This is a genomic window from Pantanalinema rosaneae CENA516 (assembly GCF_050753385.1).
In the GTDB taxonomy this organism is placed as follows: Bacteria; Cyanobacteriota; Cyanobacteriia; order Leptolyngbyales; family Leptolyngbyaceae; genus Pantanalinema; species Pantanalinema rosaneae.
The window spans coordinates 67441-88141 of the sequence record NZ_JBLZFZ010000011.1; the positions used below are offsets into that span (position 1 = coordinate 67441).

The 20701-nt window shown below is 47.8% G+C and carries 23 protein-coding genes and 1 pseudogene; 22 read left to right on the top strand and 2 right to left on the bottom strand.

Annotated features, from left to right (window positions below):
• Nucleotides 1-88 precede the first annotated feature (88 nt).
• Entirely contained in the window at nt 89-1342 is a 1254-nt protein-coding gene (locus ACN4EK_RS08555; protein ID WP_431657420.1) for a protein kinase domain-containing protein, read from the bottom strand.
• Nucleotides 1343-1768: 426 nt separating this feature from the next.
• Here ACN4EK_RS08555 and ACN4EK_RS08560 point away from each other — a divergent pair, with 426 nt between their 5' ends.
• The 12 genes from ACN4EK_RS08560 to ACN4EK_RS08615 all read left to right on the top strand — a co-directional run bounded on the left by ACN4EK_RS08560 (nt 1769) and on the right by ACN4EK_RS08615 (nt 11767).
• Nucleotides 1769-2440 carry an NYN domain-containing protein gene (locus ACN4EK_RS08560; RefSeq protein WP_431657421.1) on the top strand — a complete coding sequence of 224 codons (672 nt, stop codon included), beginning with the start codon at nt 1769-1771 and terminating at the stop codon, nt 2438-2440.
• A 59-nt stretch (nt 2441-2499) separates the two neighbouring features.
• On the top strand, nt 2500-2856 hold the full coding sequence (gene xisR, locus ACN4EK_RS08565; RefSeq protein WP_143780470.1) for an excisionase family protein: 357 nt from the start codon (nt 2500-2502) through the stop codon (nt 2854-2856).
• Nucleotides 2857-2868: 12 nt separating this feature from the next.
• Nucleotides 2869-3264: a hypothetical protein gene (locus ACN4EK_RS08570; protein ID WP_431657422.1), complete on the top strand. Its 396-nt coding sequence runs from the start codon at nt 2869-2871 to the stop codon at nt 3262-3264.
• A gap of 19 nt (nt 3265-3283) precedes the next feature.
• Nucleotides 3284-4036 (top strand): hypothetical protein, encoded by a 753-nt coding sequence (locus tag ACN4EK_RS08575; RefSeq protein WP_431657423.1) that lies wholly within the window; start codon nt 3284-3286, stop codon nt 4034-4036.
• Nucleotides 4023-4514, top strand: coding sequence for a DUF6753 family protein (locus ACN4EK_RS08580; protein WP_075600986.1), 492 nt, complete (start codon nt 4023-4025; stop codon nt 4512-4514). Before ACN4EK_RS08575 ends, ACN4EK_RS08580 begins: the two co-directional genes overlap by 14 nt.
• Nucleotides 4515-4612: 98 nt before the next feature.
• Nucleotides 4613-5092 carry a hypothetical protein gene (locus ACN4EK_RS08585; protein ID WP_075600987.1) on the top strand — a complete coding sequence of 160 codons (480 nt, stop codon included), beginning with the start codon at nt 4613-4615 and terminating at the stop codon, nt 5090-5092.
• Nucleotides 5093-5126: 34 nt separating this feature from the next.
• Entirely contained in the window at nt 5127-5651 is a 525-nt protein-coding gene (locus ACN4EK_RS08590) for a hypothetical protein (RefSeq protein ID WP_431657424.1), read from the top strand.
• A 63-nt stretch (nt 5652-5714) separates the two neighbouring features.
• Nucleotides 5715-7262, top strand: a complete 1548-nt coding sequence (gene istA, locus ACN4EK_RS08595) for an IS21 family transposase (RefSeq protein ID WP_431656492.1) — start codon at nt 5715-5717, stop codon at nt 7260-7262.
• A 24-nt stretch (nt 7263-7286) separates the two neighbouring features.
• Nucleotides 7287-8051, top strand: coding sequence for an IS21-like element helper ATPase IstB (gene istB / locus ACN4EK_RS08600; protein ID WP_431656493.1), 765 nt, complete (start codon nt 7287-7289; stop codon nt 8049-8051).
• Nucleotides 8052-8252: 201 nt separating this feature from the next.
• Nucleotides 8253-9764 (top strand): type IV secretory system conjugative DNA transfer family protein, encoded by a 1512-nt coding sequence (locus ACN4EK_RS08605; protein WP_431657483.1) that lies wholly within the window; start codon nt 8253-8255, stop codon nt 9762-9764.
• Nucleotides 9765-9886: 122 nt separating this feature from the next.
• Nucleotides 9887-11140: a hypothetical protein gene (locus ACN4EK_RS08610; RefSeq protein WP_431657425.1), complete on the top strand. Its 1254-nt coding sequence runs from the start codon at nt 9887-9889 to the stop codon at nt 11138-11140.
• Between the two features lie 72 nt (nt 11141-11212).
• Nucleotides 11213-11767 (top strand): hypothetical protein, encoded by a 555-nt coding sequence (locus ACN4EK_RS08615; RefSeq protein WP_431657426.1) that lies wholly within the window; start codon nt 11213-11215, stop codon nt 11765-11767.
• 147 nt (nt 11768-11914) lie between these two features.
• On the opposite strand, the gene ACN4EK_RS08620 is transcribed toward ACN4EK_RS08615, so the two are convergent.
• Nucleotides 11915-13069 carry a transposase gene (locus ACN4EK_RS08620; protein ID WP_431657427.1) on the bottom strand — a complete coding sequence of 385 codons (1155 nt, stop codon included), beginning with the start codon at nt 13067-13069 and terminating at the stop codon, nt 11915-11917.
• A gap of 144 nt (nt 13070-13213) precedes the next feature.
• On the opposite strand from ACN4EK_RS08620, the pseudogene ACN4EK_RS08625 reads away from it, so the two are divergent.
• From ACN4EK_RS08625 to ACN4EK_RS08670, 10 genes and pseudogenes are all read left to right on the top strand, one after another.
• Nucleotides 13214-13381, top strand: a pseudogene (locus ACN4EK_RS08625) (pentapeptide repeat-containing protein); the annotation flags it as partial.
• 3 nt (nt 13382-13384) lie between these two features.
• Nucleotides 13385-13927 carry a pentapeptide repeat-containing protein gene (locus ACN4EK_RS08630; RefSeq protein WP_431657484.1) on the top strand — a complete coding sequence of 181 codons (543 nt, stop codon included), beginning with the start codon at nt 13385-13387 and terminating at the stop codon, nt 13925-13927.
• A 232-nt stretch (nt 13928-14159) separates the two neighbouring features.
• Nucleotides 14160-14513: a hypothetical protein gene (locus ACN4EK_RS08635; RefSeq protein ID WP_143780473.1), complete on the top strand. Its 354-nt coding sequence runs from the start codon at nt 14160-14162 to the stop codon at nt 14511-14513.
• Nucleotides 14514-14931: 418 nt separating this feature from the next.
• On the top strand, nt 14932-15786 hold the full coding sequence (gene radC / locus ACN4EK_RS08640; protein WP_431657428.1) for a RadC family protein: 855 nt from the start codon (nt 14932-14934) through the stop codon (nt 15784-15786).
• Nucleotides 15787-15958: 172 nt separating this feature from the next.
• Nucleotides 15959-16345 carry a patatin-like phospholipase family protein gene (locus ACN4EK_RS08645; protein ID WP_431657429.1) on the top strand — a complete coding sequence of 129 codons (387 nt, stop codon included), beginning with the start codon at nt 15959-15961 and terminating at the stop codon, nt 16343-16345.
• 58 nt (nt 16346-16403) lie between these two features.
• Nucleotides 16404-17339 (top strand): IS5 family transposase, encoded by a 936-nt coding sequence (locus ACN4EK_RS08650; RefSeq protein WP_431655783.1) that lies wholly within the window; start codon nt 16404-16406, stop codon nt 17337-17339.
• A 76-nt stretch (nt 17340-17415) separates the two neighbouring features.
• Entirely contained in the window at nt 17416-17718 is a 303-nt protein-coding gene (locus ACN4EK_RS08655; RefSeq protein ID WP_431657485.1) for a patatin-like phospholipase family protein, read from the top strand.
• A gap of 53 nt (nt 17719-17771) precedes the next feature.
• Complete coding sequence (locus ACN4EK_RS08660; protein WP_431656348.1) at nt 17772-18836, top strand: IS4 family transposase; 1065 nt, start codon at nt 17772-17774, stop codon at nt 18834-18836.
• 2 nt (nt 18837-18838) lie between these two features.
• Nucleotides 18839-19171, top strand: a complete 333-nt coding sequence (locus tag ACN4EK_RS08665) for a hypothetical protein (RefSeq protein ID WP_431657430.1) — start codon at nt 18839-18841, stop codon at nt 19169-19171.
• The gene (locus ACN4EK_RS08670; RefSeq protein ID WP_431657431.1) at nt 19168-20601 is read left to right on the top strand and encodes an SMODS domain-containing nucleotidyltransferase; all 1434 of its coding nucleotides are present in this window, start codon (nt 19168-19170) and stop codon (nt 20599-20601) included. Before ACN4EK_RS08665 ends, ACN4EK_RS08670 begins: the two co-directional genes overlap by 4 nt.
• Nucleotides 20602-20701: the final 100 nt, after the last annotated feature.

Consider the following 20701-nt stretch of genomic DNA (forward strand, 5'->3'; position numbering starts at 1 on the left):
TCAGTCATGGCGTGAACCCCGATCCAAGGGGTATGCTCACGAGCTATCAACCCTTCACCTGGACTACTCTTGCCGCTAGATGAATACGTCATGTCCTACCCCTGGTTCCTCCTAAACGCCAAAAAGATAGAGCTTTTGATATTTCCTTCGCTGAGTGAGGTCTTTCGTCAGGAAGAATACTTAGACAAGCCGCTACCTGCTGGTAGAGCTTTTTAGGGAGCACATTGATACAGTGAGGGAGATCGGCTCTTTGGGGTTGCAGGTTTTCGGTGGCGATCGCAACGAGGATCATTGCCCAACTGTAGAGATCGGCTTCCACGGTCGGGTTCTCATCCCCCTCTACAAGCTCTGGCGCTCGGAAGGGATTAGCTATTAGTCCTCGATTGGCCACCGATGATTTTCCAGTAATGATCTTTGCTAGCTCGAAGTCGAGGACAAATGGTTGCTTATCGGTTCTGATAACTATTGATCGTGTATGGAGGTCTCGCAGAATAATACCTGCGGTATGAAGCTCATGCAGTGTAGTTAAAAGACAACGAGCAAAGGGAAGGATATCTGTCCGAGAGAATTGTTTGTTCTTCACCAATGTTTCTACGGTGTCCCCTTCAATCCATTGATCAATAACCCACCACTCATAAGGTTCCTCTGGATTATCGAGGAGGGCAGTGCGGTTTACGGGAATACCCTTGACTTGTCGCTCGGTAAGCAGATCAACCACCTTCTTATGTCGGGAAAGTTTTGATTGAAGTGCCTTCTGTTCATCAGTACTGAGATACCTGATGTCATAACATTTTCCTCTATCAATACGATTAAGGTACTTTTCACGGAGACGAAAGACACGATATTGAAGACCATTTGAAGCGGTTATCCACGGAGTAATGCGGTCTTCAATAAGCCAATTATTGAAGCTTTTTTGTTTTGTGGTGGTGGATAGTTTTGCGGAAACTAAAGTGTCCAGTGGAGATTCTTGACTGGAATATGCGTCGATGTCATGAGGTTTCTCTCTAACAAAAAAGCCAGTTTCAGGGCTTGAATCGGAGTATCTCTGTGGAGGAGTTCGAGTAAGGTATTCTTCTTTGAGTTCTAGATTTAATGCAGAGAAAAGTAGTTGAATTGAATGCCTTTCAGCACGTTTTTTCTGTCCAAATATATTTGAGATAACTGTCCTGTTTTTATCTACGCCTCCATTACTTTCTGCAATCAAGTTTTGGAGGTATTCAAAGGACACATGATTTATTTCCTCCTGTGTGGCTAACTTTTCCCTCTGCTCTTCAAGGAGTTTTCTCGCCTCGTCAGTTATGAAAAAGCTATCACGGTTACGTTTTGGCTCATCAAGGTTCATGGATCAACATGTAGGGGATGCATATTTTCCCTATATACAGAGAATTGGTTTGACGATCCGGATAGTTTCATAAAAAAGTTTCGGTTATAGACATCTCACCACATTCGCTGTGCTTAAAGTCGCGGGGACTTTAAGCAAGGAGCACGAATTTAAATTTATGAGATATTTCAGTCAAAGAATGATGTTGATCGATTGCTACAAAGCTTTTCTAGAGATGATTCTAGCGAATTCATGGTTCAACGCTTAAAGTCCCATCCTTAAAGCCCCTATTCTCCCAGACAAACCATTGTGGATGTGCAATTCTGAATTATCGAGCAAATCAAAAAGCGATTGCTGAAAGAGGCAAAAAGAACTGCTGAATTCACAGTCATGAGACTCACATAGCCGCAACAAAACCAGTAACGTTCGCTGAGGAGAAACACAAACTTGTTTACTAGTCATGCTCAGATCGGGCAGATTGCTTTGAATGTATCAATTTTGGGGCTTGATGTATCGCTTACATGTGAACTGAAGATGGAAAGGTGTCCAGAGATATCTCTTCCTCCTACTCATTCACTAGATGTGCAACCTAGAAGTGCTAAGCCTAGATACCACGATCGCGCCGTACTCGTTGATTTAACGCACATCTATACAAGGGCACAACATGAAGGAATCTGGATTGACGATGTGCAACTTTACCACCAACTTACTAGAGATGGAGATAAACTATTGGGGGTCTTTGCCTATTTAGTGATTCGTCCAGATCAACAGGAGAAGGTGGAGAGTTTGCGACGAATTGGCTATCAGGTTAGCCCACGAGTTGTTCAGCCTCGATCAGATAATTCCGGAACCAGGAAGGATATTGATACATGGCTGATCTCAGATGCAAGTCTCTACGCGCCTTTCGTCAAGACACTTGTGGTTGTAAGCAGTGACTCGGACTATGCGTACCCGCTCAGGAAGCTTAAACAAGAGCTAAACAAGCGCATTGAGGTGATTTACTTCTCAGAGCAAAGCCTGAGTAGTGAACTGAGATTAGTTGCAGATAAGTGTACACCCATAACCTCCCTTCCTGGTGTTTGTAAACCACGTCTGCCTAGCAGAAAGCCTGAGAAATGAGTGTACATAAGCTACGTAGGGTGCAGATGCCATATCCATCTACTAGCGTTTGAATCATTATGCAAGCTAGAACAGCACAAACTGAAAATGAATCAATTGATCGCTCCCATGTTGCCGCTCTTGTTCAATCAATCGATGCTGCAAACCTACCTGCAACGCTTGTTGCGAAGCAAGGCATTATTGCTGCCATCTCGGTGAGTAATTCGACATTAAAGAATTACCGTAAACAATTCTGGATCGAAGGCATTCACTATTTCTATCTTGGTCCAAAGTTGGTGCGCTACAACTTAGAACTGATTGTTGACTGGGCTATTCACCGAGGCGATCCACAAGCACATCAGCGTGCTATTGAGGCTTTTCTCTTCAAATTGGAGAGCAATCAATCCACTAAGAAACGGCAACGACAATCTAAATAGAGAGGCTCAACTATGTCAATTCGTCCCAACATTGGAATTGGAGACGATGCAGAGAGAGAATCCGCTTTTCTGAAAGAACTTGAATCTCTGGAGGCTAAGCCTCGGCGACAACAGAGATCAACACTGCGAGACATTGTGGTCAAACATTACCTCATTCTTAAACATGCTCAGGAACGGGGCCAGACCTATGATGAACTCGCTTTGATCTTTGAGAAAAAGCTAGGCGTGAGTATTGCGTCAGGAACCCTACGAAAATACATGGCTTATGCAAAGAAATATGCGGCAAACTCCCCTCAAGCATTGCTCCAAGGTCAACCAAAGTCTACAAGTATGCCGCCAGAACGACGCGAGATGTTGTTACGCAACTCTCAATATGACGATATCGAGTCTGAATTTGAAAATCTTTGAATGATTGGAGGTAGTTTCAATGGATAAGCGACTAGCACGTACAGTTTCCATCAACCCGCAGCGAAAAATTTGCTCTGTTGGAGGGGACAAAGGAGGAGTAGGTAAATCGTTCTTTGCTCGCGTCCTTGTGGAATTCTGCTTGGCAGAGAAACTTCAGTTTATTTTAGCTGAGTGCGATCGCGTTAACCCAGATACGGCACGAATTTATCGCAATACCGTTGATGTTCTGTTTGCTTACTTCAGTGAAGACCCTAGAAGACGTACCAAAGCTGATGCCTTATTCAAGGCAGCTATTGATTCATCCTTAGTGATTTGTAATCTCCCTGCTCAGGTTCATCAACCTATGAAGGAATGGTTTTTGGAAGATGATCTTTATGAATTAGCGCAGGAACACAACATCACTTTTTATCATTGGTACGTCACGAATGGTGGATACGACTCTGTAAAGCTCTTCATCAAATCACTCAAAGAGCTAGGTCCCTACATGAAGCACAGCCTGGTTAGGAACTATGGGCTTTGTGACAGTTGGACTCATGTGGATGAAGATGATGAGGTACAAGCTGCGATAACGGAGTATGACATTCCAGTTATCGATTTGCCGAAGTTTCCCTATGCTGAGAGGAATCTGATTGAAGAGCATCAACTTACCTTTACACAGGCACTGCAACATCCCAAGTTTGATTTGGTATCACGGCAACGGGTGTACAAGTTCCTTCAGAAAAGTTTTGCCCAAATCGAAAGCACAGGAATATTGAGTAATGAAAAGCCCTAAACGACCTGGGGCTGGCGATCATGACTTGTTCAACGATGTGCTTGCAGGGGCTAGTCCAGAAGCAAGAGAGAAAATTCTCCGAATTCTTCACCATCATGGCATTGATAAGAGTGATCCGATGTTTTTGGCACTCGCGGCTCTCACCAATTGCCAGATGTCAGTTGAGCCAATTCCAGAAGAATTGGCTGGTTTGAGGGAAGGTATTAAAGCCGTCTTACTAGCCCTTCATGAAGAGGTCGAAATGAGTCTCCATCGACACGAGGAGTTGAATCACAGCTTCTATGTCACTGCTGAACGGCTAAGCACTATTTTGAATCAGAAATTATCTGAAATCGAGCGGCATCAGAACCGCCATAAGAGTGCAATCTCTCTTTCTCTCAAAACAGCTTTGCTCTGGTGCCTTGTCACTTCTGCGATCGGTGGTATTGCTGGAGCACTCTTGATAGCAACCATCATGATCGTTGCTGCCGCCCATTAACAAGAGGAAGTAACTCGTTGGTTCAATAAATTCCTGACACAACGAGTTCTTCCTATCCCGTGATTCTGAATTCCATCCCTTCATTCGCTCATAAGCCTATGATTACATTTCTTCGGCGATTAGCCTCAACTGTAGGGCTAATCGTACTCTGGGCACGCTTATATCCATTTATTCTCGCAATAATCAGCGTTCTGCCCTACAGAGATAACCTCGCATTCGGTTGGATTAGTCCTGAGTTGGTGCAAAGCATTTTCTTCAAGGTGATAACGCTTCTCTACCTCACATTTTGGTTTGGGATGTATCTCGATGGCTTCTTCAATGAGTGGTCTTTGTTGAGATTTCAGTCTCTCCAAATCATGGCTTGTGGGTGTCGTTGGCTGATTCAGTCGATTATCAGGCTGTTATTACCTTTCCTGGTCAGCATTGGTGAATATTGGGGGCTAGTTCACTTTACGACGACACCTCCGTTACTTCAGCGAACAACAGCCATTGTCTTTTTCATTATTTTGGCTCTTCTGGGTTGGTTCTATCCAAACACAAAAGTAGCTCAGATCCATTATTGGAAACAGTTTCAGTGACACATTCCTCTTCATCTGAAAAAGGACAGCGAATATGCGTAACAAACAAACCGTAGATCTTCGTACAAGGATGCTTCAGTCTGTACAAAAATTTCCTGCATGGGGTAGGGGGGTAGTAGCCAGCCTCTTTATCATCATCACCGCTCCATGCATTTATGCACTCGGTGCAGGAGTGACTGACCTCTTTCTGAATCTGTTTCAACTCTCATTCTTTAATCCTGGCAATGTTGTTGGTCATTTCGTTGGTTTATTGTGTTCAGCAGGGAGTTCCTACGTCATCTTCAAGGCCATTTCTGTATTGGTTACTCTCAAGAATTGGCAAGAAGGGCTAATCCCGTTGAATTTCTGGGGACTGTCAGTCTTTGCGGTGATTGGTGCTGGGTTTGGGACTCTAAGCCTTAGTCTTATTCTCCTTCCCAGTATCAGTCTTAAACTCGCTTTGGTGTTTGCTGTCTTTATTGCAAAATCGCACAAAGTTCGGCAGGTGATTCTCACTGAACTTCGGCGGGTGATTCTCACAAACCTCGGCACCCCATTCCCAACGAACTTCGGCAGGTAATTCTCACAAACTTCGGCACCCCCTTTACACTCGCTGTCAACGACAAGCGGAGGTAGCGGGGATATGAAACGGAAGCAACAAGGAGGATTACTGCCTGTGGCAAAATTTCGAGAGATCTTGCGACTTCACGATCTGGGCTATAGCCAGTGCCAGATCGCCCAAAGCTGTGCGGTGGCACGCTCAACCGTGCAAGATTACATTCGTCGCGCCACTGCCAAGAACCTGAGTTATACCGAGTTGACCCAGTTGAGTGACAGTGAGGCGCAAGCGGCGCTGGGCAAAGGAAGACAGAACCCCGAACAGCGGGCGGAACCGATTGACTTTAGTGCGGTAGATGCCCAATTACAGCATAAAGGCGTGACGCTAGCTCTGCTGTGGCAGGAGGGACTGGACAAAGGACAATGGAACTGTAGCTACGCCACTTTTTGCCGCTGGTACAACCAGTGGCGGGTGCGGCACCAGTTGTCGATGCGGCAGGTGTACAAGGGAGGTGACAAGCTATTTGTGGACTACTGCGGGCTGACGGTGCCCATGCAGGACAAGGAAACCGGACAAGTGATGGCAGCCCAAATCTTTGTCGCCTGTTTGGGAGCGAGCAACTACACCTACGCCGAAGCTACACCTACGCAGGAATTACCGCACTGGATTGGGTCGCACCAGCGGGCACTAGCGTTTTTCGGTGGTGTGCCGCAGTGCATTGTGCCGGATAACCTCAAGTCCGGGGTCACCGACCCTTGTCGGTATGAACCGGGCATTAATCCGAGTTACCAGGAGTTCGCCGAGCACTATGGGGTCGCCATTATTCCGGCTCGACCGTACAAACCGCGTGACAAAGCCAAGGTCGAAAAGGCAGTGCAGGAGGTAGAACGACAAGTGCTGGCACCGTTGCGGCACGAGCAATTCAGCACACTGAGCGACCTTAATGCTGCTATTGCCCAGAGGCTGAAGGCGTTAAATGAGCGGACGATGCCCGGTTATGGGGTGTCGCGACGGGTATTGTTTGAGCAAGTAGACCAACCTGCCCTCTCTCCTTTACCGGTTCAACCCTTCACGTTTGCCCACTGGAAGACAGCGAAGGTCAACCTGGACTATCACATTGAGGTCGAAAAGCACTATTACTCCGTCCCCTATTGGTTTGTGCAGCACGAAGTGCGAGTCAAGGTGTCTGAGCAAATGGTCGAAATCTTTCACGATGGCAAGCGGATTGCTGCCCACGAACGCTGCCGCCTGCCCCATCGCCACACGACGCTACCCGACCATATGCCGCCTGAACATTGGGCCTACAAACGCCAGTCGAAAGAACGCTTTTTAGCCTGGGCGCAACAGGTCGGACGCCACACGACAAGCCAGGTGGAGGCAATGTTTGAACGCAAAGACCATGAAGAGCAGGCGTTTCGTACCGTGCGAGGTTTGCAGTCTCTAGCAACGCAGTATGGCACGGCGCGGCTGGAAGCGGCTTGTCATCGGGCGAATGTGTTTGGCATTGTCAGTTTGCGTCGCATCCGCTCCATGCTGCAAACCCAGTTGGACAAAGAACCCTTGGCGGATGACAATCCAGTCGTTCCGGTTGTTGAACATGCAAACGTCCGGGGTGCTCAGTACTATTCCTAACTATTTCTCATTGGATCAATTCTCATGATGAATCCGTCTACGATTGAACAACTCAAAGCCTTGCGCCTGGTCGGGATGCTCGAAGCCTGGAGTGAGCAACAGACCAGCAGCACTTATCACGATCTCAGTTTCGATGAACGACTAGCACTGTTGGTGGAACGTGAGCACTGGCGACGTGCCCAGCAACGGTTGCAACGCCGCATCAAGCAAGCTCAACTGACGACCACTGCCAGTTTGAATGACATTGACTTTAACGTCGCTCGTGGCTTGAGCAAGGTGAAGTTTCTGGAGTTGGCACAGGGACAATGGTTACACCAACACCTTCAATTGATCCTTGTCGGACCCACAGGTGTGGGCAAAACCTTCCTGGCTTCGGTGTTGGCAGACGCCTTCTGTCAGCAGGGACACAGTGTGCGCTACTTCAGAACCGCAGACCTCTTGTTGGAATTAAAACTTGCCAAAGCAGATGGATCATTGCCTAAGTGGAAACGACAATTAGCCACCTTCAACCTGCTCATCCTCGATGACTGGTTGCGCGATCCTCTCTCCCAGGAACAGGCACGCGATCTACTCGATCTGTTGGACGAACGCTATCGCAAAGCGGCTTGTTTGTTTGCGACCCAACTCCCCGTTTCTCAGTGGCATCAACAAATCCAAGACCCCACCCTGGCTGATGCTATGCTCGACCGCATTGTTCACGATGCGCTGAGACTGTCTCTCAAAGGAGAGTCGATGCGAAAGTTAACCAGTTCGGTTCAACCCGATACGGCTGAATATGCCATCGCCTAATTCAGCCAGAGAGGGATCATGTTATCGTTTGGAGCAAAGGTGATCTCACATGCGATCTGATCTACAACAAATTGACCGGCCGAAGCAGACGAAATTAACCCTGCCGAAGTTGGGTGAGAATCCAGTGCCGAAGTCACTGAGTTGACCCTGCCGAAGTGATGAGAATATGCATTTATAGCAGGATTAGTAACAGCGGCATTGGTGGAATCGCAATGGGTTCTTTGGGATCGAGTGATACGAGGGAAAAAGCTTCGATACTCTGGCGATATCAGCAACCGTTTAACTGAAGTAGCAAATCATCCTCTGCCGTGGGGAAAGCTGTGGGTCAAAAAGATTCAGGAATCCTTAGGCTACTTCGTTTTAGGCGCACCTGGAATGGGGAAGAGTACTTGGCTAGAGGTGCTGATGACGATTGCCTTGTCAGGTATTGGCATTATCCCAAATCATCGTGGGTTGCTTTACGATGCAAAGCCCGATCAGACAGCAGGTTTGGTTCCGTTTCTAGAAGCACTAGGTATCCCCTATAAAATCCTTAACCCGCTCGATCGTCGTTGCACCGGATGGGCAATTGGTAAGGATATTCGAGGTGAAGCAAGTGCTGCGGAGTTTGCGGCGGTGCTGATTCCAGAGACTGAGAGCAATAATGACAATCAGTATTTTATCGATGCTCCTCGATTGCTGATCACAGCAGTAATTGTTGTTCTCATTAAAATATTTGGAACGAACTGGACGTTGCGTCATCTGATTCTGTTTTGTAGTGACAAAGTGCTCATGCAGAAATTGTTGGAGAAGCATCACCCACGCCATCAGGCATACATGGAGTTTTTTAAGGAGAAGAAGGGACAGAAAAACGAGGTGATCACAACAATTCAGTCAAATCTACTGCCCCTCGCTATTGTTGCTGCTCGTTGGGAACATGCTCAAGACATGATTTCAATTCGTGACTGGCTTAAGGGGGAATATGTCCTCATCATGGGCAGTGACTTTGAATTCCCAGAGACCCTCAAGCGAATTAACCAACTCATGTTCCGCTTCGTAACAAGTGGTCTTAAGGGGCTACCTGATGACTCGGATCGTCGTGTCTGGATGTTTATTGATGAATTAGCAGCAATGGGTGAATTGCCTCAACTGGAAGACATTTTGGCGTTAGGTCGTTCCAAATCAATCTGTACGTTCTTGTCTACTCAGAATGTCCCTGCATTACTAAGGATTTTAGGTCGAGAGAAGACATGCGAAATCCTCGGTCTTTGCCGATGGAAAGCAATTATGGGAGTCGATTCTGAATCCGCTAAGTTCTTAAGCGAGTACTTCTCTGACTACGAATATGTCGATACCAGCTACAGCACTTCAGTCTCATCTGGACCTCAAGGCAGCACCTTCACCTCAGGAACACAAGAGCGGATAGGCAATCGACGCACTGTCACAGCTCAACAATTTATGGATATGAACATTCCATCTCCTGGCCCAGAGAATGGATTGCATGGTTACTTTGTTGGACCTGGGGAAGGAATTCACTTTCACACATATGGGTGGGATGAAATTGAAAGGATGAGAGTCAAACGGGTGGACTATGTAACTGCCTACGATCGCATCAGTGACGATGACCCTACAACCTCACTGAATCCCTGGACGGATGAAGAGCGTGAAGCCTTAGGAATCCACAGCGATAGCGATTTTCAGGTCAGTAAGCCACGGAGAAACACTAAACAGTAGCTTCTCAATCTGCCAAACCGTGTGACTTATCCAATCGGTAACCGCTGTAAGAAATCTCACCGCTTTTTTGAGATTTAACTTCGCCTCATTTGTCATCTTCACATCTCAAGGAATAGAGAATTATGCCGTTATCTTCAAATGACTCAAAGCACAGCATCCTCGAAAACCAGGAGCAGCACCCTGAGCAGATCATTGACTATTTGAAGGGAGAACCAGTTTTAGCTCCCTTATGGGAAATTGCTGCTTCTAGAGGAGAACTGAAACTTCCGCAACCACCACTCTGGAAGAAACTGCTCAAACCACTGACAGATATTGCGTGGGCAGATGCAGAAACGCTGTATGGTCGCAGTTACGTCACCCCTGAGTTGGTTACTGAGGCAAAAACAACAGCAACGATCCTCAGCACTGCCAATCTCATCAACATTTTGACTACCTATCCCTATCTTTATTACGCTTTTGCGGGAATGGGCGGCAGCGGTACAGTCCTCGCAGTTGTGCTGGGAATCCTACTCAACAAAACGGGAAATGCTCTCGGAGAAGCTGCTTGTCGTAACCGCCATCCCAAAGGTGCGATCGCTGCTTTAGCGGGGACTATTCTGCTGAACGTTGTGCTCACGCTGACTGCGGGGCCAGGGACAGAACTCTTGCTCAACTCATCAGGGCTGGCTGAGCAACGTGGGCGGGAACTGATTCAGGAGAAGGTTCTCGACACTACCCTCCAAGAGCAAAATCTTGCTCAACGCCAAGAGTGGCTGAAAGCTGCTCAGGCAGACTGCCAAGGAGTGCTTGATGAGCTTCACGCTTTAGCACCGGATCACCCCAATCGAGACCTGTTGTATCAGCGAGCCTATGGAACCTGGAGTGAACGCGATCGCGACTGGAGCCAGGTGCCAACCACTAACCTACCTCTTTGCCGGAAAGCAGCTCAGCTAGAACAGGAGGTTCAGGCGTATGCCATCAAACTCCAAACGGAGCAGGAAGCGAAACAGGCTGAGATTCATCGGCATGGAACTGCTTTGCTCTATTTGAAAGCAGTTCACTCAGACATTTACCACACCTATTTTGATGAGTATGGTCAGATTCGTTCTGGACTTGAGGCAAGCCGATTGTCACTTCAGGGTTTTACTCAAAAGCTCAATACCGGAGACCTCGCTGATTTGGGCTTCCCCCTGTTCTACTTCGTGATCAGTCTCGTAACTAGCGGTGTAGCGATCGCCAAGGTCGCTACCTTTGCTAGACGGAAGGATGTGTTGCGGAGTTGGGATCCGGCAGTTTACCAATTGCGGGAAGAGCTTTTTTATCGAGCAGGCAAGGGGCTTCAGCAGCGGGAATACCAGGATGTTGCAACCTTACCCAATGGCAAAGTTCCTTATTGAAGCCCTTGGTACTCAGGGTGCGATCGCACACGAAAGTCTCCCAAGTATTTTGATGTCTCCTTATTCACCACAATGAACAGCAATCATTTCATCACTTCAGCACAGGAACGCACGTCTCAACAACGGTTTTTGGCTCTCTGCCTCGAAGCAATTCGCCAAACGGGGCAATGCTCCTATCCACCGCTGCTACGGCTGATTGAGCTGTCTGAGAAGAATGTATCAATGGAATCGGTTCCTCGTAAGCAGAACTATCCTGAGGGACTGAAGCAGCAGGTAACAGCAAGTCACCAGACCATCGTCACTGCGGTTCAAACACTGCAAGCCCAATCAACCTGGAACTCCTCATCAGAAATTGAACAAGCTATCCAGGTAATCGCTCAAGAAACTACAGCCCTGGAGATGCTTCTCCAACCGATTTATCCAGCAGGCTCTCAAGGAGCATCAGTTCTCAGCAGACTGAATTACCTGCGGGAGTATCTATTCAAGAAATTGACCGATACCCATTTCCTCTCTCCTCAGGGCTTACGGGCTGAACAACCGATGGTGTTTCTCCAGCAGCATCAACGAGTCTACCGCTACCTCAGCCAACTTCAATCTGTAACGCAAGAACTAATCGAGATGCTTTGAAATTCCAGTTTCTAATGAACAGGTAATTGGTATGAAGAACGTAACCGAGATGAATCCGTTCCATAAACGCGCCCTTATTCACCAGGAATTTGAACAGGACTATTACCAAGACCAGCTTAGTGGTGCAGAAAACTCAGGGCAGTCTCATCATGAGAATTTGACCACTTTGGAGAATTCAATTCGACAATCTAAGACATCTCGTTTACGGAGAGACGCGCAGCCAGAACGTGGGTTTGTGTTGGGTAATGCTACGAGTTTGGGCAGAGACAATCGCTCGTAGCAAAGCCGAGATAGCTCCCGTAGACCAAGTTGCAGAAAACTCAAACCCCGCTCTCCATGCCAGTCCAGGCGTGAGCGCTCCCCAGCTTGCACCAGCATCATGCCCAACATCAAAGCAATCAGAGAGGCACAATCCAGCAGCATGAATAAGCAGGTCAGGGCTTGAGCCGTCCGTAAGCCCGATTGCAACACGTTAAAAGCGGCTGACTTGTAGTCCTTGAAGTGCGGTTCAATTCCACCAAATCGCTTGCCATAGAGGGCAAACGTTTGCAGGGAAGGTGACTGGTCAGACAACACTGCCCAGGTGTCTTTGGTATCGGGCACCTTAGCCGTGGCAAGATGACAGGCAATGCCATCGAGAACTTTCACATTCTCAAACAGGTACGCCTGTGCTTCAGGTGGCAATAGCTGTTCAACGGATTGAGTGCAACCGTTCGAGAGCGTTATCTTCAAGTCTGACTTCACCCGAATCGCCCATGACCAATTCTGTTGCCCCAACCAATGAATCAAGTTGCCATGTTCAAAGCCACGATCGGCCAATAAGGTGACCTGAGAGCCGTGAGGCAAGACCCGTTTGGCACCCTGAAGCACACTCTGATACTGGTCAAAGCCTACCGTAGCACTGCCATGTTCAATGACAACTTGAGCCAATGTGAAGGAACGCCCGCCCCAGACAAAGCAGATTTCAATCAGACAGAATTGATCCCATAACATACTGGTATCAAGGGTTAGCAATACAGGTTCTCCAGCAAACGCAGCCAGAACATGGCGCAGTATTGGTTCATAAAACTGCTCAGCACTGATCTGTTGATTGTGGAGGAAGTAGCTTAACCGTTCTAGGTGAGCACGGGCTTGGCATCCCCGATGACTGAGATAGGGAATCCATTTTCCCAAACAGGCACTGCCGGATTGCAAGATAGCCGCGACAATTTCAGCGAACCCTTGGAGGTGCCGTTGGTCTTTGGGCGTGACCCATTGACGCAATTGGTCTTGCAGTTGACGATACAAGAGGGGTGTTTCCATGAGATTTGCTCTGAGTTGGGGAACTTAAGCGTCTCATGAAACGCCCCGTCTCAGCTATCCCCGTCTCATTTAAGACTCTCGCTACAGCAAGCCTTTCAGGACTTCTCTGCACCACTAAGCCAAGACCAGCGGGATTTTAGGCGTACCCGTCTGATTGGCGTTGACCTACAAGGGATTGAGCTGGCTTCGCTGAACCTTCAAGGTGCTGATCTGAGGCTTGCGATTAACCTGCATCGTGCAGTTTGGCAGGGTGCGAATCTGAGTCAGGTAGACTTGCGTGGTGTTGATCTAACAGAGCTAAATCTGAGCCAGGTGGTGTTCTGGAAAGCCAAACTTCAGGCGACCAACCTCACCCATGCACTGCTGACGGGAAGCAACTTAACCCGTGCGAACCTAAACGGTGCCAACCTAAGTGGAGCGTTGATTGATCATGCCAACCTCGCTTATGTCAGATTTCAGGGTGCTAACCTCAGCAAGGCTGTTCTCACGGGCAGCAACTTGAGCTTTGCCCGGATGGAGCAGGCGAATTGTGCCCAAGCCTGTTTTACGGATACCAACCTGGAGCAAACAAAACTCATCGGGGTCAATTTCAGTGATGCGCTCCTCGATCGCAGTAATCTGAATCGTGCTGATCTAGCCTGGGCAAATCTAACCAGAGCTGACCTATCAGGGGCTTCGTTAGCCCAAGCAAAGCTCTGGCAGAACAATCTCTACGATACTGACTTCCAGAATGCCAACCTCTCTCAAGCAGATAGACATGGGGCGAGTGAACGAGGGGTGAGTGCCAACCTGAGTCTGAAAGAGATATTTATGGGGAACTATTCAAGCCAAAATGCTCAGCAACAAACACAGGGATAGATAACGGAATCCTCTGGAATTAGCCAGGGAAACGAATTTTCAGAAGGGGGGAATAAATGGTGGAATGTCCTAACGGACGGTTCGGACACCTGAAATACCCCCGTCGTGTGTCAGCAGACGGAAGCCTTGGTGTGCCTGGGTTTGGGGCTGCATACAGATTGTCAGCGATTGCACTTTGAGAGTGCGTACACTTCTTGCTGTGAATGGGGTCAGCAGTGCTGGCTTAGGTTTCATGAAAAAGCAGCTTTCTACAAAAACGGTTAGTTTTCGGATCGATGGTCAGTTAGCGGCAAAACTCAATCGACAAGCCTTAGATCAACGATTGAGTCTCCATGAGTATATCCGTGAACTTTTCCTGGATGCTCTCAGCCAACAGCCATTACGGGATGAGGTGATTGAGTTGCACAGTGAGTTGAGAAACATTAGTGCAGAAATTGATGACCTGCGGCATGACTTGTCTGTCATCTTGCAAAAGTTCCTGATGGAGCTAGCGGATATGGACGAGGATGAGGCACGAAGCTGGATGATCAGCAGATTGTCTTCTCAGGGGTTTCAGGTGGCAGATGAGGATAACGCTCTGGATTAGGGCATGAGCGGATAGCGGTAGCTACCGCGTCAGTTGGAATAAAGTTACCCACGCTTGAGCTGGGGTGAAGGGCAAAAGGACGACCCGGAACCACAGCGAAGGGGTGGATAACTTGCGAAGTTGGTCATGGGTTTTGCATAGGGGCTGAATGCCACCTGTGTAAAACCTGTGAGCAAATGAGCGCGATTTCCCTAGCAGTTCTGAAAGCACCAGGGAGTTATGCCGCTCGGAACAATTCCATGCCGGGTGCCTTGTTACGGGTGAATGTTAAGAATTTTCATAATGTACCTGTCATTCCCCTATCCCTGCTTCGCAGGCTACGAGGAATGACAGGTTCGATATCGAGAAGCCAGAAAAATATTGACAGAAGAAAATCCTTATCCAAACTCCTAAACAAATAACGTGACTCAGGAGGAGGATGTCGTCACTGAACAGCCATAGAGAAGAGGACGAGTTTGAGCAGCTCTCCTTGGACATACAGCTAGAGGTTTCGCCCTCTGAGCAAAATTGGTCAGGTCATTGCTACGAATCGCCCCTAGCTCAACATTCATTTGGGGTGTCACTGAATGATCTACCGCCAGGGGAACACCCTCGCGATCGCCTCGTCGATGCTGGCCCCTCGGCATTATCTACGGCTGAATTACTCTCGATTGTGGTTGGCACAGGACAACGGATTGGAAAATTTTCGGCGTTAGCTCTGGGACAACACCTTCTCCAAATTCTAGGAGCTGGTGGCATTGATCCTTTGAGACGGTTGCGGGGAATTACCGTGGAGGAACTTACTACGGTGCTGGGGATTGGGCCAGCGAAGGCAGCAACCCTGGTGGCAGCGATCGAGCTGGGGAAGCGGGTATTTTTGCCTAAGCCAGAGAAACGAGTCGTGATTGATGATCCGGGGGTGGCTGTCGAGGCACTGTCACAAGACCTGATGTGGCGGAGCCAGGAGTGCTTTGCGCTTGTTCTGCTGGACGTTAAGCACCGATTGCTGGGTACCCAAGTGGTGACAATTGGGACTGCAACAGAGACACTTGCCCATCCAAGGGAGGTGTTTCGAGCGGCAATTCATCGTGGAGCCACCCGAATCATTGTGGCGCACAACCATCCAAGTGGCTCAGTCGAACCTAGCCCCGAAGATATAGCCTTGACGAAGCAACTGCTTCAGGCAGGATTAGTAGTGGGGATCCCAGTGCTGGATCATTTGATTTTGGGGGGTGGGCAGTATTGCAGTTTGCGGCAGACGACGGATTTGTGGCGAGAGAATCCTCAAGAGTAAAAGCTATCAGAATTAAATTCGTTTGGGATGCTCGGCGGTTCTCAGACACACCAAAAACAGTCCCCCTCACTCAATACATGTGAACTATAATAGACAGCAAAATATTCTTTTCTAAGAAAATGCTCTTTTGAAGGGGCACACCACAATGATCTCAAGGGATGAGGAGATGAACTTGCCTAATAAACGCAGGATTTTATCGATCGACGGTGGAGGCATCTTAGGCACGTTCCCTGCTGCATTCCTTGCTGGTATCGAACAGCAATTGGACAGACCCATAGGGGAATATTTCGATCTGATCAGTGGCACGTCTACTGGAGGAATCATTGCTCTTGGTTTGGGGGCAGGGTTAAGCGCGTCTGAAATTTTGCGAATGTATGAAGAACGTGGCCCAGAGATCTTTGGACAACATGGGAATCTGCTTCAGATCTTTCTGGTAAATAAGATCAGATCAATTCGATGGCTTTACCGTCGTAAGTATAGTTCTGAACGGTTGCGCTCCACGCTGGTTGGTCTTTTAGGTGATGGAAGAATTGGCGATGCTAAGGGCGTTGTTGCATGAAGAGGAGTTGCGGAGGGCGAGGCATGGTAAGTTTTAATCACCACAACCAAAACAAGCCATGAAACCTCAATACCGCATCCGCAACTGGTCTGAGTATAACGCTGGACTGAAGCAACGGGGAAGCCTCACCTTCTGGATTGAGGAATCGGTTCTGGAGCAGTGGGTGGTCGAAGATTTGAGCGGCAAACCAGGTGCGTCTGTCCTCTATAGTGACCTTGCGATTCAAACGATGGCGACTGTCAAAGCGGTCTATCGCCTGGCTGGACGACAGTGTCAAGGATTTCTCGAATCAATTTTTGAGTTGATGGAAATTGACTTGCCTGTGCCTGACCACAGTACACTATCACGGCGAATTGGGAACCTGAGCATTGACTTACCGATTGTGCCGAAACCGGGTGCTCGTCATGTGGTGGTCGATTCGACTGGGGTAAAAGTCTATGGTGAAGGGGAATGGAAAACCCGTCAGCATGGGGTGAGCAAGCGTCGGACTTGGCGCAAACTGCATCTAGGGGTTGATGAAGCTACGGGCGAGATTGTGGCAATGGTCGTGACAACCAATAATGTGGCGGATGGAGAAGTGCTAGAAGACCTCCTGGAACAGATTGAAGGGGAAATTGAACAGGTTTCAACCGATGGTGCTTATGACCATCGCCATTGCTATGACGAAATTGATGCCAAAGGAGCCAAAGCCGTGATTCCACCGCGCAAAGATGCCAAAATCTGGCAGCATGGTAATCGCAAAGGCAAGCCCCATGCGAGAGATGAAAATCTGCGTCACATCCGCAAACATGGACGCAAACGCTGGAAGCAGGATTCTGGCTATCATCGCCGCTCCATTGCCGAAACCACCATGTTTCGCTTTAAGACAATTTTTGGTGGCAATCTCAGCGCGCGTCAATTTGACAATCAAGCGGTGGAACTGTTCATCAAATGTGCTGCGCTCAACCGGATGATCCAGATCGCTAAACCTGATAGCTACAAAGTTGCAGCTTAATACCAGGACGACCTTAAGGCAGGTCTGGTCGTTTTTCTAATCATGCAACAAAGCCGATGCTAAGCATCGATTAGTAATTCCAGCCTGGAACCCTACAACGCGGTCTGTTTATATCTACAAAACGCCTCATCACCCACGATTTAGAACTGACTATAAATCTCGACTTGTTGATGCTGCATTGGCAACATCTGCTGCTCCAACCTACTTCCAACAGCACATGACTGAGGATAGTGTAGGACTGATTGATGGTGGTATTTGGGCAAATAATCCAATTGCGGTTGCTGTGACTGAAGCAATAGGAATTCTTAAGTGGCCTGCTGATCAAATATACGTGTTGAGTTTAGGCTGTTTGGATCTAAGTACAGGACAAAAAGCTTGAAAGATTGAGCAGGGTAGGGTTTCATCAGAATTACGACACTCATCAGAAACCCTATGAGCCAATATAGCGAATTAAGGCGAGTCCTCCAAGCCCAATTGAACTGGCATGGAGCCAGGATTTCATTTCTGGCTTTGTTTTTGTTAGCCTTGCTGAAAGTCAAAACGGTAAATTTAAGCGAACTATGTTTAGGCTTTGGCGGCAAGGCTTTGCCCGAATCGAGCTACAAGCGGTTGCAGCGCTTTTTTCGAGAGTTTGACCTGGATTACACCGAACTGGCGACCCTGTTGGTGAGTTGGATGCAAATTCCACCAGGGTGGGTGTTGAGCCTGGATCGCACGACCTGGAAATTCGGGAGTCATTGGCACAACATTTTGACCTTAGGCATTGTGCATGAAGGGGTTGCCTTCCCGATTCTGTGGTGGCTGTTGGATAAAAAAGGGAACTCCAACAGCGACGAGCGGATGCGGTTTATGGAAACCTTTGCCAAACGATTTCCCACCGCTCGGGTGAACTGCTTGTGTGCGGATCGCGAGTTCGTTGGCCAAGCCTGGGTGCGCTATCTCCTGCTCGAACCGGCTTTAGCCTTTCGCTTACGGATTCGGGACACCGACCAGATTGAGCACGATGGCAAGGTCCTGGCGGCGCGGGTCGTCTTTGCCCATCTGCAAGTCGGTCAATCTCAAAGACTCACTGGCACTTGCCGGGTCTGGGGTTATCCGGTTGCTGTGGAAGCCCTGCGACTTGAGGATGGGGAGTTACTCGTGGTCATTGCGCCCGTCCACACCCAGAATTTGGTTCAAGATTACGCCAAACGTTGGTCGATTGAAACCTTGTTTGGCATTTTCAAAACGCGGGGTTTCTGTCTGGAATCCACTCACTTCACCGATGCCGAGCGGTTGAGCAAGTTGTTCGCCTTGTTGACCTTAGCTTTATGTTGGGCCATGAAAACAGGCGTATGGTTGCATCAATGGCAGCCGATTGAGATGAAAAAACACGGTCGTCGTGCCAAAAGTTTGTTTCGCTTAGGATTCGATTATTTGCGCCATTTGGTGCTCAATCCATCTGCGTCTAATGGGTCCGACTTTTTGCAATCTCTACAACTTTTGTCCCGTACTTAGGTTTGGATGAAGCGTATGTCTTGCCGAAAGCGGCAGGAGTCGGGCCATTAGCAACTAAATTGGTCTCACTCTTCATGAATGGACAAGCGCATGGAGCAATGGGAATTGCGAAGTTACTGACCGGACACGAACATGAAAGAAACGCTATATTTAGAGTGAACCATACTGTTCCGTCGGGAAAATACTCTATGGATGGAGTCTCTGAGATTCAAGATCTAAAGGGTCTTGGTTTTTCCTATGCACGAGAACGATTTCCTGGTCTGGAGCCAATCTTTTTTGACACCACTGCTGAATCATTTGAACCACTCTACAAGTTTGCTGAAAAACAGCCATGAAGTTATCTGAGCATTTCGATACGTTTCTAACAGATGTTGTCAATCTCAATCAAGGTCGAATAGATCGACTTGAAGGTCACGTTAAGGCAATTCAAGACTTTCTGAATAGTAGTGGTTATAGTGCTGAGATTATTCGGTTCTCGCCGCAAGGTTCATGGGCACATGGAACGATCATCAAGCCACTTTCTAACAAAGAGTTTGATGCTGATCTTGTTATGTTTGTCGATCGCTTCCAAGAGTGGTCGCCCCAGGAATATGTAAATAATCTCTATTCTATCTTCAGGAACTCCGATCGCTACAAGGATAAAGTATCACGAGGTACACGATGCGTTGTCCTGAACTATGCTGGTGACTTTCACCTTGATGTTGTTCCTTGTGTCGTCGATGGTTACTATGGCATGACTTTTCATGTCTGTAACCGGAATACTGATGAATTTGAGTCAACGGCACCTGAAGCATATTCAGCTTGGTTATCAGAGCGAAACAAGTGGACTGGAAAGGATATGCTTCAGCACTCAGTTCGATTGCTTAAGTACCTACGAGATATCAAGACAAGATTCTCGGTTAAATCTATTCTTCTCACTACCCTAGTTGGTAATTGTGTTAATTCTTTGGATCAGTTTCTTCAAGAGCAATATTTTACTGACCTTCCTACATCACTGAAGACCTTAGTAGGAAGGCTTGATGACTATCTTCAGGCTAACTCAGATATGCCTGTGGTGAGGAATCCTGTTTTGTCATCAGAGACCTTTAATCGTCACTGGGATCAGGATAAGTATGAGAACTTTCGGGAATGCATTCATCGGTATCGAGGGTGGATCGATGATGCCTACGATGAGCCTGAGCGAAGTGAAAGCATAAGTAAGTGGCGGCGAGTCTTTGGAGATGATTTTGCAAAGAGCGAGGTGATTGAGAGTGCGACATTCTCTGAGGCATTTCTAGCAAGAGCAATCCATCATCGTGATATTGTGACTGCGGTAATTTTGCAAGGAAGTGCTTTTCTCGAAAGATTGATTTCACCCAAATTGCCTCATGTTGAGCGATTGCCGTGGCGATTCGAGCGGAACAATCTTTCTATTATTGTGAAAGCCGCTGAATTTACAGAGAAGCTTAGTCCTTTTATTCAGAGACGATTATCGTCCGGTGATGTGATTAAGAAGGATCGATGGATTCGTTTTGAGGCTACGCAGGGGAATGGATTCCCATTTAGTCCAAATGACTTTGAAGTGAAGTGGCAGATTGTGAATACGGACAGAGAAGCGGTTGATGCAAATGCGCTCCGAGGCGACTTTTATTCATCAGATGAACCTGGTGTGAGGTGGGAATCTACTAGTTACCGGGGAGCACACTGGGTAGAAGCATTTGTCATTTCTCGCCGAACAAGAACTTGTTGGGGGAGGAGCGGAAGGTTTTTTGTTGTTGTTGAATAGGGGTAGTACACTACCTGATCGTGAAGTGGTGTACACTTCATAAATCTTGGAAGCTACCTATGTGTAACTTATGATTAAGTCAGTAAGATCAAAATATTCT